This is a genomic window from Xanthomarina sp. GH4-25, assembly GCF_045363175.1.
GTDB lineage: Bacteria > Bacteroidota > Bacteroidia > Flavobacteriales > Flavobacteriaceae > Xanthomarina.
The window spans coordinates 135,225-148,216 of sequence record NZ_JBJFLO010000002.1; the positions used below are offsets into that span (position 1 = coordinate 135,225).

Annotated in this window: 14 protein-coding genes; 4 read left to right on the forward strand and 10 right to left on the reverse strand. The window is 30.6% G+C overall.

The features are described from left to right. Positions 1–56: 56 nt before the first annotated feature. A complete protein-coding gene (locus ACI5KZ_RS03265) occupies positions 57–443 on the forward strand; it encodes an acyl-CoA thioesterase (protein ID WP_109310035.1) in 387 nt (128 codons plus the stop codon). Here ACI5KZ_RS03265 and ACI5KZ_RS03270 read toward each other — a convergent pair whose 3' ends face one another. Further along, positions 444–1,691 carry a mechanosensitive ion channel family protein gene (locus ACI5KZ_RS03270; RefSeq protein WP_109309977.1) on the reverse strand — a complete coding sequence of 416 codons (1,248 nt, stop codon included), beginning with the start codon at positions 1,689–1,691 and terminating at the stop codon, positions 444–446. It abuts the gene before it with no gap. Continuing rightward, the gene (locus ACI5KZ_RS03275; RefSeq protein WP_109309978.1) at positions 1,691–1,981 is read right to left on the reverse strand and encodes a DUF3817 domain-containing protein; all 291 of its coding nucleotides are present in this window, start codon (positions 1,979–1,981) and stop codon (positions 1,691–1,693) included. Before ACI5KZ_RS03275 ends, ACI5KZ_RS03270 begins: the two co-directional genes overlap by 1 nt. A 234-nt stretch (positions 1,982–2,215) precedes the next feature. On the opposite strand from ACI5KZ_RS03275, the gene ACI5KZ_RS03280 reads away from it, so the two are divergent. Further along, on the forward strand, positions 2,216–3,562 hold the full coding sequence (locus ACI5KZ_RS03280) for a T9SS type A sorting domain-containing protein (protein ID WP_406846877.1): 1,347 nt from the start codon (positions 2,216–2,218) through the stop codon (positions 3,560–3,562). Between the two features lie 29 nt (positions 3,563–3,591). Here ACI5KZ_RS03280 and rlmF read toward each other — a convergent pair whose 3' ends face one another. Next, positions 3,592–4,449, reverse strand: a complete 858-nt coding sequence (gene rlmF / locus ACI5KZ_RS03285; protein WP_109309980.1) for a 23S rRNA (adenine(1618)-N(6))-methyltransferase RlmF — start codon at positions 4,447–4,449, stop codon at positions 3,592–3,594. Between the two features lie 117 nt (positions 4,450–4,566). Between rlmF and ACI5KZ_RS03290 the strand changes: the two genes are divergently transcribed. Both ACI5KZ_RS03290 and ACI5KZ_RS03295 read left to right on the forward strand, forming a co-directional pair. Beyond that, positions 4,567–5,685 (forward strand): DEAD/DEAH box helicase, encoded by a 1,119-nt coding sequence (locus tag ACI5KZ_RS03290; RefSeq protein ID WP_109309981.1) that lies wholly within the window; start codon positions 4,567–4,569, stop codon positions 5,683–5,685. Between the two features lie 237 nt (positions 5,686–5,922). Continuing rightward, positions 5,923–6,384 carry a cold-shock protein gene (locus ACI5KZ_RS03295; protein ID WP_109309982.1) on the forward strand — a complete coding sequence of 154 codons (462 nt, stop codon included), beginning with the start codon at positions 5,923–5,925 and terminating at the stop codon, positions 6,382–6,384. A gap of 66 nt (positions 6,385–6,450) precedes the next feature. On the opposite strand, the gene ACI5KZ_RS03300 is transcribed toward ACI5KZ_RS03295, so the two are convergent. Genes ACI5KZ_RS03300 through ACI5KZ_RS03330 form a run of 7 tightly spaced genes read right to left on the reverse strand, consistent with a single transcriptional unit; the run spans position 6,451 to position 12,991 of the window. Beyond that, the gene (locus tag ACI5KZ_RS03300; protein ID WP_109309983.1) at positions 6,451–7,572 is read right to left on the reverse strand and encodes an ABC transporter permease; all 1,122 of its coding nucleotides are present in this window, start codon (positions 7,570–7,572) and stop codon (positions 6,451–6,453) included. A gap of 1 nt (position 7,573) precedes the next feature. Beyond that, positions 7,574–8,680, reverse strand: coding sequence for an ABC transporter permease (locus ACI5KZ_RS03305; RefSeq protein ID WP_109309984.1), 1,107 nt, complete (start codon positions 8,678–8,680; stop codon positions 7,574–7,576). Further along, complete coding sequence (locus ACI5KZ_RS03310) at positions 8,677–9,405, reverse strand: ABC transporter ATP-binding protein (protein ID WP_406846878.1); 729 nt, start codon at positions 9,403–9,405, stop codon at positions 8,677–8,679. Before ACI5KZ_RS03310 ends, ACI5KZ_RS03305 begins: the two co-directional genes overlap by 4 nt. A 5-nt stretch (positions 9,406–9,410) precedes the next feature. Next, positions 9,411–10,313 (reverse strand): ABC transporter ATP-binding protein, encoded by a 903-nt coding sequence (locus ACI5KZ_RS03315; RefSeq protein ID WP_406846879.1) that lies wholly within the window; start codon positions 10,311–10,313, stop codon positions 9,411–9,413. 2 nt (positions 10,314–10,315) lie between these two features. Then, positions 10,316–10,819: a hypothetical protein gene (locus tag ACI5KZ_RS03320; protein WP_109309987.1), complete on the reverse strand. Its 504-nt coding sequence runs from the start codon at positions 10,817–10,819 to the stop codon at positions 10,316–10,318. A gap of 23 nt (positions 10,820–10,842) precedes the next feature. After that, the gene (locus ACI5KZ_RS03325) at positions 10,843–11,736 is read right to left on the reverse strand and encodes an HlyD family secretion protein (RefSeq protein WP_109309988.1); all 894 of its coding nucleotides are present in this window, start codon (positions 11,734–11,736) and stop codon (positions 10,843–10,845) included. A gap of 1 nt (position 11,737) precedes the next feature. Further along, positions 11,738–12,991 carry a TolC family protein gene (locus ACI5KZ_RS03330; protein ID WP_406846880.1) on the reverse strand — a complete coding sequence of 418 codons (1,254 nt, stop codon included), beginning with the start codon at positions 12,989–12,991 and terminating at the stop codon, positions 11,738–11,740. Position 12,992 lies beyond the last annotated feature (1 nt).

Consider the following 12,992-nt stretch of genomic DNA (forward strand, 5'->3'; position numbering starts at 1 on the left):
ATATTATTATGCTTCCAAAACTTTTAGATAAAGTATCTTTGATAAAAATTAAATATATGAGATTTCATACACGAAAATGGGTAAAACCTGAAGATTTAAACCCAAATGGAACCTTATTTGGAGGACGATTATTGGCTTGGATAGACGAAGAAGCAGCGCTTTATACCGTAATTCAACTTGATAATAATAAAATTGTTACAAAATATATTTCTGAAATAAATTTTATGAGTTCGGCAACACAAGGCGATATAATTGAAATTGGGATGGATGTTGTGAAATTTGGAAAAACGTCCATTACGCTAAAATGTGAAGCACGTAATAAAATGACACGTGAAACTATTTTAACAGTCGATAATATTATTATGGTGAATTTAGGAGAGGATGGGAAGCCAGCGCTTCATGGTAAAGATAAAATAGAGTTTATTAAAGACAGATTAAAATAACTATTTTTTTAGAATAGGATATTGCGTAGGATATTCAAATAATTCCAAATCGAAATAAGAGACAGCTGCAATAGCATGATCGAAAATATCTGCCATAATATATTCGTAATTTACCCAACGTTTATCACTACTAAAAGCATAAATCTCTAAAGGTAATCCGTTTGGTGTAGGCTCTAATTGTCTAACCATAATGGACATCTCTTTGTTTATAGCAGAATGATTTTGTATGTAAGAAAGCATATATTTTCTAAACACACCTAAATTAGTCATATTCCTTCCGTTTATTAAAGTAGATTTATCCACTTCGTGAGTTTCATTATAACTAAAAATATCCTTTTGTCTTTGAGATAAATATTCAGAAATTAATTCAATTCTTTTAAGGTCTTCAATTTGAGCATCTGTTAAATAATGCACACTTTTTGCTTTTAAAATAAGAGCTCTTTTTATACGTCTACCACCTGAAGACTGCATGCCTCTCCAGTTTTTAAAAGAATCTGTTAAAATAGCATAGGTAGGGATATTTGTAATTGTCATGTCGAAATTCTGAACCTGAATGGTAGACAAGTTAATTTCAATAACATCACCATCTGCTCCGTATTTATCCATAGTAATCCAATCTCCAATTCTTACAGTATCGTTTATTGAAACTTGGATACTGGCTACAAAACCAAGAATGGTATCTTTAAAGATTAATAATAATACAGCTGATGCAGCCCCAAGTGTCGTGAAAAATTTAAGAAAAGAAAGATCGATAAGTATCGCTAAACAAGTGGCAAAACCTATAACCCATAGAAAAAGCATGGCTACTTGTATGTAACTATCTATAGGCTTGTCTTTTAATCTGGGTAAAGTTTTAAAGTAAGATTCGAAAGTTTGTAACACACTTCTTATAATCCAGATGGTTAAAATAACACCATAGACTTTTAGAATCATTACAATATAACCCTCAAAATGAGGGAAATCGTAAAAAACAATAGGGAATATCTTAATAGTAATAACTAAAGGAACAATATGTGCAATGTTTCTAGGAGCTTTATGGTCTACCAATAAATCGTCGAAATTAGTTTTAGATTTATTAGAAAACTTGGCAAAAGCATTCACTAATATTTTACGAGTAACATAATCTGTTATGTAAATTAATACAGCTAAAATTAGTAGTAAACAAAACATGTTTAGATACTTTGATGCTGTTTCAGAGATATGTATTGAAGTAAAATAATCGTAAAAAAAACACTGTAAGTCTTTCATTAAGATACTTGTTTTAAATAAACTTTATCTACATAAAAAGTTCCAAACGGTATAACTGAAGCTGAGAGAATAAAAAGCAAGGTTTTTGTTTTCCATTTTAATTTAGAACCGAGAATGACTGCTAAAATAATATAACCAATAAATAGTATACCATGAGGCATACCTAATAATTTTACATATTGTGGATCGTTGCCAAAATATTTAATTGGTACTGCAATAAACAGTAATAAAATATAGGAGATTCCTTCTAAAAAAGCGATAATCCTAAAAGTGTTTAATAATGAAAGCATAAGATATTTTTAATGAACAAAAATACAATTCAATAAATTAATATCCACATTTTTAGAATGTTTTTAACGTATTGAAAATTACTAATAAATAATTCATATTTAGGTATAAAACAGCAAGTTATCGGATAAATTCTACAAATAACGAATAAATGCATCAGCCGTTTAAGAAAATAATACTTTTATATTATTATTTGTAAGCTATTAATAAAATAACTAATCACTAACAAACCAAATATGCAACCTACATTTATTGGCATATATAAACATATTACGTTTTTTTCTATTTTGTTTAGTTGCGTTTTCCAATTTCAAGGGTTTTCGCAAACGACAGATATTATAGATTCTAATTTCGAAGAAGTCCTTGTTAACTTAAACATTGATACCAACGGATTGAATGGTAATATATTAAATACTGATGCAGTTGGTGTTTTTTATTTAAATGTAAGTGGAAATGATATTCATGACCTTTCAGGAATTGAAGCTTTTACTAGCCTAAAAACTTTAGATTGCTCATTAAATAACCTAGAAGAACTAAACGTTTCTAATAATATTCATTTAGAAGAATTAAATGCAAACGATAATGAGTTAGTTGCTATTGATGTTTCATTAAATACAAAATTAGAAATTCTAAAACTAAGCTCAAATCTATTAAATACTATAGACCTTACTTATAATGTGGATTTGGAAAGTTTATCTGTAGATTTAAATAATTTAACAACGCTAAATGTTATTAACAACTCGAAACTTGAATTTCTAGGTTGTTATTCTAATTATTTAACAACATTAAATGTTACAAATAATACTAAATTAAAATATTTATTCGCAAATTTTAATGAATTAACAACGTTAGATTTAACGCAAAACAATCTTTTAAAGACACTTTCTTGTAGTTCTAATAATTTAACTGAAATAAATCTGGATAACAATCCACAATTAAGTTATTTAGATTGTAGAGAGAACAGTATTTCAAGTTTAGATCTAAGTGATTGTCTTGGTTTAAAAAGATTGTTTGTTAGTAACAACTTACTAACTGAATTAGATTTATCAAATCATTCTAACTTATTACTATTATACGCAAGATATAATAATCTTTCGGCCTTAGACATCTCTAGTAATTCAGGATTGAGATGGATTAAATGTGAAGGAAATAATCTATCTACAGTAGATTTTAGAAATGGAAATAATAGTTATATTTCCGAATTCACTATGACCGAAAACGCGAATCTAAGCTGTATTTTTGTCGATGATGCCGAAGCTGGTTATTTATCTGGATGGTCAATAGATGCTACCTGTGCATTTGTAGAAAATGAATGGGATTGTGAAGCATTATCAACTACAGAAGTAAAAGAACCTATAGGATTTCATATGTTTCCAAATCCAGCTTCAGATAGGCTTACTATTAGTATTGATTCGCAACAAGCAGATTTAGAAATATATTCAATTAATGGACAATTATTATTAAGCAAACCATTAACTTTTGGTAAAAATAATATTCAATTAACCTCTTTAAGTGCAGGAATGTATTTGGTTCAAATAACTTCGGAGAATCTTTCAGAAACTAAGAAATTACTTCTTAATTAATTTCTTATTATTAGAATTTACTTTTTTTTTTAAGAAAACGTCCAAGCTAATATGTGACTGATTTTGTTTCCTTGAGACATTTTAATAATTTGATATGTTGCCTTTAACTTCTCTAATTGCTTTTTTAATTTAGTTAAATGCTCTTTTTTAGAAACTAGAGTAGTAAACCAATTTACTTGGTCTCTAAAATCGACACTTTGCTTAATCATGCGTTTAATAAATAACGCTTCGCCACCATTACACCATAACTCATTAGCTTGGCCACCAAAATTTAGAGTAGTTGCACCATCTTTTTTAAGGTTTTTCAGTTTTAATCTTGTTCCTTTTAACGCTTCTTCTTTAGATCCATGGAATGGAGGGTTACACATAGTAAAATGATAATATTCTTTTTGCTTAATAATTCCTTCAAAAATATAAGCAGGATTTGTTTGATGTCTTATCTCAATAGAATCTCTTAGATTATTTGTTAAACTTACATTGTATTTTGCAGCATTTACAGATTCTAATTGCGTATCACTTCCTACCATATGCCAGCCGTATATTCGAGTTCCTAAAATAGGATAGATACAATTAGCCCCAACACCTATATCGAGACCATTAATTTCGCCTTTAGAGTTATTTACTTGGAGTAAATCGGCTATTTGGTGAATATAATCAGCTCTCCCTGGAATCGGCGCACATAAATAGCCCTTTGGAATATGCCAATCGGTAATCTGATAATGGGTCTTCAATAACGCTTTGTTTAAATGAAATACAGCTTCAGGATTTGAAAAATCAATGGTTTTATTCTTGTAAACATTAGTAAAAACATAACGCTCCAATAAATGATTATTGTTAATTAATTCATCAAAATTATAATCTTTACAATGTAAGTTTCTGGAATGCATTTAATTAATTTTAACACTTAAATACCAAAGGTAATTTAATAAATAACTAAAAGAGTTTAATGTTAAAGTAATTCAACCAGAGTAAATAGCATTACCTTTGCCACTTAATTAAATATTATGGCCACATTTTCAGATTTAGGAATACATAAAGAATACGTAAAAGCTCTTAAAGAACTAGGAATTAAAACACCAACTCATATTCAAGAACAAGCCATTCCAATCTTACTTAACTCTCAAACAGATTTTATTGGTTTAGCACAAACTGGAACTGGAAAAACAGCAGCTTTTGGATTACCAATATTACATCAAATAGATACTTCATCTAATCAAATTCAAGCTTTAGTTTTAGCTCCAACTAGAGAATTAGTACAACAAATAAAAAAGCAACTCTTTAAGTTTACTAAATATACAGATTCAAAAATATTTGTTGAAGGAGTTTATGGAGGCGAAAAAATAGATAGACAAATTAGTGCTTTAAATAGAACCACACATATAGTAGTCGCAACACCTGGACGTTTAATCGATTTAATAGAACGCAACACTATTGACATTAAAAACATCAAAACATTAGTGTTAGATGAAGCAGATGAAATGCTTAGCATGGGTTTTAAGGAGGAGTTAAACAAAATTTTAAAGTTTACAACAGGAAACAGACATACTTGGTTGTTTTCTGCAACGATGCCTGATGAGATTAAACAAATTATAAAAACCTATATGTCTGAAAAGGCCGTTCGAATTGAAGTTAATAAGGAGCATCAGGTTAATGAAAATATTACACATCAATATCTTACCACAACCATAAAAGATAAAGTGAATATTATTTCTAGAATTCTGGATAGAAGGAAAGATGAACGTGGTATTATCTTTTGCAGAACAAAGGCAGGAACTCAAAGTTTGATGGAAAACCTTAAAAACGAGGGGTTCTCTGTTGGTGCGCTTGAGGGAGACATGCAACAAAAAGAACGGGATAAAGTAATGCGGGCTTTTAAAAATGAATCTCTACGAGTGCTTATTTCTACAGATGTTTCTGCACGTGGTATTGATGTTAATAACCTGGCATTTGTTATACATCATCAACTTCCTGAACAGTTGGAATACTATACACATAGAAGTGGTAGAACAGCCAGAGCTGGAAAATCTGGACACTCAATTGCTCTAATTATTCCTGGTGAATTGCAACGTGTACACGACTTACAAAAAGTGTTAGGAATTACTTTTAGAGAGATTGTTATGTAAATTAATTTCATATTATTTTTAAGCTCTAAAAAAAGACGAGCAATTCTCTAAATAAATTAAAATGAATGCCTTATCTTTGTAGGAGTTTAAAGGAGATATACCTAGCTTGTGCACTATTATTTTACAAGACATATCTTTAGGTTCATTAATAATATACATGGTTCTTATCGAAACATTCGTTTAGTATTTTAACATCTTCTTAAGCAATACATTATCTATTAATTTTTAAAACTACGAATGGCAAAATCGCAACAGACATTTAATAAAAGTGAAAAAGAAAAAAAGCGTTTAAAAAAGCGTGAAGACAAACGTAAAAAAATGGAAGCACGAAAGCTAGAGAAAGAATCTGGTGGAAGTGATGGAATCCAGTTCGCATACGTAGATTACAATGGGAATTTAACAGATACGCCTCCAGATCCTTCTATGAAAGTAAAAGTAGATGCAGAAAGCATTGAAGTAAGTATTCCTAAAAGAGATGATAGCGATATTGAAGAATTCGATCCAGTTAGAAAAGGAAAAGTGTCATTTTTTGACTCATCAAAAGGGTTTGGCTTTATCATCGATTCTGAAAATCAAGAAAAATATTTCTGCCATGTTAGTGGCTTAATCGATGAAATTATGGAAAATGATAAAGTGTCTTTCGAACTAGAAAAAGGTATGAAAGGTATGAATGCTGTCAAAGTAAAAATTGTTGAATAAACAGACTATATTCTATAATATATTTAAGTCCTATCAAATTTTTGATAGGACTTTTTTTTTAAATGATTAAGTCGTTTTTCTATATCTCCACACAGCTAAAATATTCATAATTACGGCATATATAAGGGTTTTAATAAACTGAGGGAGTATATCTATAAAACCTGAACCCTTTAGCATCACCATACGCATCACTTCCACAAAGTATTTTATAGGATTAAATTCTGTTAATATTTGAGCCCATTCTGGCATACTCTCAATGGGTGTAAACAAACCACTCATTAAAATGAAAATTACCGTAAAAAACCAAGCTATAAACATGGCTTGTTGTTGGGTATCTGTAAAATTAGAGATGAATAATCCCATTCCAAGAATCACTAAAATATAAACAGAAGTGTAAGCGTACATTAAAACCAAATTCCCAAGCATTGGAACATTAAAAATTAACCTTGCTAAAATTAATCCTATGGTTAACAAGCCCATGCCTATAATCCAGAACGGAAAGAGTTTCCCAATAATAAACTGACTTTTCTTAATGGGTGTCACGTTTATTTGCTCTAAGGTCCCAATTTCTTTCTCTCTTACAATATTCATACCTGAAAGAAATAAGGTAATCATGGTAACTAATAAAACTAGAATCCCAGGAACCATAAAAGTTTTGTAATTCAGGGTTTCGTTATACCAAAATAATGGAATGGTTTCAATGTTTACGGGCTGTATTTGTGAGTCTGATTTTTGCTTTAAATCCATTTTTATCTGCTTGCTAAAACTCCGAATGATTTGTGTGATATAAACATTTTCTACACCAGCAGCAGCGCCATCAATAGCATTAATAGTGATACCCAAATTTACTTTTTTATCTTTTTGTAAGTCTCTTTCAAAATAGAGTGGAATGTCTATCACTACATCTACCTCACCTTTTAACATAGCAGAACTTGCTAAGACTTCCGAAGGAAAACTTGTTTGCACATTAAAATAAGTTGAAGCCTCGAATTTTTCGATTAATGCTCTAGACGAAGTACTTTGGTCGTTGTCTATATAAGCAAATTTGATGTTCTTTACTTCAAAGGTTGCTGCATTTGATAGGATAACCAATTGGAGTAGTGGTAACACAAAAATAATAGGAAGCATACCTTTATTTCTAAAGATTTGCTTGAATTCCTTTTGGATGATGTAGAAAATAATTTTCATATTATTCCAACCTAATTTTATATTTCTTTACACTTAACACAATAAAAAAGAAGGTCATCCCAAATAAAATTAAGGTTTCTTTCCAGATAAATTGTAAACCAACTCCTTTAAGCATGATCCCTTTTAAAATAATAATAAACCATTTAGCAGGAATCACGTTACTGATAATTTGGAGAGGTACAGGCATACTAGAAATAGGGAAGATGAAACCTGATAATAAAATTACCGGAAGCATTAATCCCATTAAGGAAATCATCATTGCTGTTTGCTGGGTTGCAGAAATGGTTGAAATTAAAATACCTAAAGCCAAAGCCGAAATAATAAACAACACACTTTCAACACCTAATAAGAACAGACTCCCTTGAACTGGCATTTTAAAAATGAATATGCTTAATAAAACAATAACAATGGCATTGATTATCGATAGAAAAATATATGGAAACACCTTGCCAATAATAACTTGAAAAGGTTTAATAGGAGATACTAATAAAATTTCCATAGTACCAAGTTCTTTTTCTCTAGTTATGGAAATAGACGTCATCATAGCGGAAACCAACATTAAAATAATGGTCATAACGCCTGGTACAAACATATAAACGCTTTTTAATTCTGGATTATAAACCATTCGTGGTTGTGAGATTATAACGTAGTTAATTTTTATACCTTTATTTTGCTCTTGAAGGTAATTTTGCAAAATAGAACTCACATAATTACTAATGGTATTGGCTGTGTTAGGATCTGTGGCATCTGAAATAATTTGAACAGTCGCCTGATAGTCTTTAATCAGGTTTTTACTAAAATCCTTTTCAAAGTTTAAAACGGCTTTTACTTTTCCTTTTTTGAAAACGGTCTCTATATCAGCTTCACGTTCTATATGTTGTTTGATACTGAAATATTTTGAAGTTGAAATTTTATTAATGATCTCTTTGGTAGTGGCATCTTTAGAATGATCTAATATGGCGATATCCACATTGTTTATTTCGTTTGTAATAGCAAAACCAAACAATAAAATTTGAACAATAGGCATCCCAAAAAGTATAAACAAAGAACGTTTATCTCTAAAAATATGATAAAACTCTTTGGTGACAAAGCCTATAAATAATTTCATCCTCTGGCTAATTTTAAAAACACATCATTCATATTATCCACTTGGAATTGTTCCTTTAATTTCTTGGGTGTATCTAAGGCTTCTATTTTACCATTTACCATTATAGAAACACGATCGCAGTATTCAGCTTCGTCCATATAATGTGTGGTTACAAAAATGGTTGTTCCTTCGTGTGCTGCTCTGTAAATCATTTCCCAGAACTGACGTCTAGTTATAGGATCAACACCACCTGTAGGTTCATCTAAAAACACAATTTTTGGTTCATGTAACAAGGCAACTGAAAACGAAATTTTCTGTTTCCAACCTAAAGGTAAAGAACCAACTAATTGGTTAGCGACTTCATCTAAGCCTAAATCATCAATAAGCTCTTTAGTTTTTATTTTAATTTTTACTTTAGAAAGACCATAAATACCACCAAAAAAGGTAATGTTTTCTTTAACTGTTAAATCGTCATATAAAGCGAATTTCTGACTCATATAACCAATGTTCTTTTTGATGTCTTCAGCCTTGGTAAAAACATCAAAACCTGCAACCTGTGCAGCACCAGAAGTAGGTAAAGAAATACCAATAAGCATTTTCATAGCCGTAGTTTTTCCAGCACCATTAGCACCAAGAAACCCGAATATTTCCCCTTTTTTAACTTCAAAAGTAATGGCGTTTACAGCTGTAAAATCTCCAAATATTTTGGTTAAGCCTTCTGCTTGTATGACGTTATTATTGTTCATTGTTGTTATTTTGCCATTTCCATAAAACTATCTTCTATGGTTGCTTGGGTTCTTTCTATACTTATATTCGATAGTTTTTGCTCTTCCAAATAGGTTTTTAGCTCTTTCGGATTAAAATCTGAACGCGTATCCGTATAATGTACAAATTCTCCAAAAGGATACACGCTATGTTGATGTTGGTAAGCCTTTAAGCTATTAATTAATTGATACATATTATTGGCACTTACATCGTAAATAACTTTAGAATATTGTTTTACAATATTTTCTGGAGTATCAATCTGTAAAATTTCACCATTCTGAATCAATGCAATTCTATCACATAAAGCGGCTTCATCCATATAAGGTGTAGATACCAAAATAGTAATATTTTTTTGTTGCAAACGCTTAAGCATGTCCCAGAACTCTTTTCTTGAAACAGGATCAACACCAGTAGTTGGTTCATCTAAAAATAGAACTTTGGGCTTATGGATTAAAGCACAACACAAAGCTAATTTTTGTTTCATCCCACCAGATAATTTTCCAGCTCTACGGTTTTTAAATGGCTCTATTTGAACATAGATATCTTCTATTAACTCGTAGTTTTCTTCTATAGTCGTACCAAAAATTGTTGCAAAAAACTTTAGGTTTTCTTCAACAGTTAAATCCTGATATAACGAAAATCTTCCAGGCATGTAGCCCACGTGTTTTCTAATATCTTTAAAATTATTCAACACATCAAAACCTGTTATTGTTGCTTTACCTTCATTAGCGATCAATAGAGTGGTTAAGATTCTAAAAAGTGTTGTTTTACCAGCCCCATCAGGTCCAATAAGCCCAAAAAGTTCATTGGGTTTGACTTCAAATGAAATATTGTGCAAGGCTTTAACCTCTTTATAGGATTTTGATATGTTAGAGACTAGAATTCCCATTATTATTGAAAGTAATCCGAATAGGCATTTACATTTTCAACAATGCTTTGTTTAATCTCAGAAGCTTCATTTGTAGTCATAGCTTCAGAAAGAGCATCTAATTTTTCTATTAATGGTAGCAACCATACATGAAGATAATCATGTGAAGCTCCTTTCATCGTACATTCCTTTATTACATAATTTTTAGAGTTATTAAGCTCTGATGCTAAATTGTGATAATCATCTAATGTAAGTGTTTCATTTGTGTTTAAAGTAGTTTTCATTTGCTGAACACCAATATTTGTTTCTTCGTTTGCAATCCATTTTTTCCCATTGTCCAATTGAATCTCATTCATCCAATTGTTGTTTATTACAGAATTGGCATCAAGTGATTCCTGATTTTCATGAGAAACAACTTCAGTTTCTGCTTGAGTGTTTTGTTCTACTGCATGTGGTTCTTTTTTGTTGTTAATACAACTTGATAATATAAATGCCATCATTGCAATTGATAAAAGTATTTTTTTCATAATATATAATTTAAAGGGTTGATTTAATTGTTTAACCACATTTCGGCTGGCATGCCTATTTTTATACTGCCATCGTTAATAACTGTTATTTTTACTGCGTATACTAAAGCTACTCGTTCTTCTTTTGTTTGAATAATCTTAGGTGTAAATTCAGCTTCTGATGCAATCCAAGTAATGGTGCCTTCATAATCTTTCATGCTATCTTGATCATCTATTTTTACTATTACGTTTTCACCAATTTTTAAATTAGCCAATTGCGTTTGGCTAACAAACACCCGTAATTCCATGGTGTTTAAATCGGCAACTTTGTAGAGTGGTTTGCCAAAAGAAGTAATTTCACCAGGTTCTGCATATTTTGTTAAAACGGTTCCTTTTATTGGGTTGATAATTTTACATTTTTCTATCTGATCGTCTAATTGTTTAATTTGAACATCGATACTTTTTAACTCGTTAACAACAGGAGCGTTTTGTATTTCAACACTTCGGATCTGTTGCTTAATCACGTCAATTTCTCCTAAAATATCATCCAGTTGCTTTTGGGTACCGGCGTTATCATTAATAAGATTTTTAGTTCTGGTTTTATTAATGTTGGCTGTTTTTAACTTGGCATTCAATACCGCAATTTGAGATAAAACACCTTGAGATTTTGAACTTACAACATCTTTTGAAATTAAAAGTTGTTGGCGTTTTAACGATAAAGGAATGGTGTCGATATAACCTATAATGGATTCCTGTTTGAGTATGTCTCCTTCATGAACCTGAAAGGCCATGAGTTTTCCATTATTTTCAGCAGAAACCGTTATTTCAGTAGCTTCAAAATTTCCATAGCCATCTGCCTTTCCGTTAGTGTTGCTACAAGAAACTAAGCTTAAAAGACTTAAATTAATGCCTATAAAATATGTGTGAATTTGTTTCATATTAATGTCCTTGAATAATGTTATAATTTGCTTTTGCTAATTCTAGCTTTATGTTGTGCGTTACTAGCATATTTTCAGCTTCAAATAAATTAGTTAATTCAGTAATATAGGTAGATGTTGTAATCACACCATGTCGTAATTGAGATTCTGTTGCCAATAAAACATCTTTTCTAAGATTGATAATTTCAGAATCTATGCGAATGTTTTCTGAAATTTTGTTTATTTCTTTTTCATATTGATTCAGTTCAATATGAGTATTTAACTGAAAAATCTCTGTTTCGTTATCAATAATATCTTTATGAATCATTAAAGATTCTCGTTTCTTTTTATTGGCATTCCAATCGAACACATTCCAGTTCAATTTTACACCAACAGTATAAAATGGTTGAAATGTATTATCCAACATATTTAAACCTGGGTTACCAATACCTCCAGATGCAAATCCTAATAGTTTAGGAATGTTTTCTTTTTGAATGAGTTGTTCCCGACTTTCAATTTCTTCTTTTTTTAGTTGAAACAATTCCATTTCTGGACGTGGTGCTGTAGGAGTGAGGCTTGTTGAAATTTCAGGTTGTTGAAACTTGGTTGATGCGTCTAAAGAGTGACCAATTAAAGCCGATAAGGTTTCTACTAAGATATTTTTATTATTATTTATTTCTGAAAATTGTTGTTTGATTCTTAATAATTCGGCTTCAATAACTTTATCTGATGATGGTAAAATAGTTCCATACGCAATACCAGATTTCACTTCCTTAAGCTTGCTCTCCAATTGGGCTTGTTTCTTTTCTAACAAATTAAATGATTCGTCTGAAAGTAGAATAGAAAAATATAGCTGATTAACCTGCTGCTTTAATTTGTACAAACTAACATCCAATTGTTTTTGTTGGGTTTTTAATTCTGCCTCTTTCACTTTTGTAGAAGCATTAATTGAACCTCCATGATAAATTAATTGATTTACTGAAAGTGTTGCACGATATTGGTCGTTATTTGGTGGCTCAACACCAGTATTTGCTAAAGGAATTTGAGTAACATCAGATAAATAAACAGCTTGTGCATCAAAGTCCATTTGGGGTAGTTTTGCTGTATCTATTGTTTCTAATTCTAAGGCGTTTTTGCTTTCCAATAGTTTTTTTTGTTTCACTAAAGGATAGTTTTTGGATACCAATTGATAACAAGTTTCTAGTGTTATTTGCTGTTGCGACCAACTAACAATGGTCCATAAAAAGAAAACCAATATGCTAAATGTTGTTTTCATT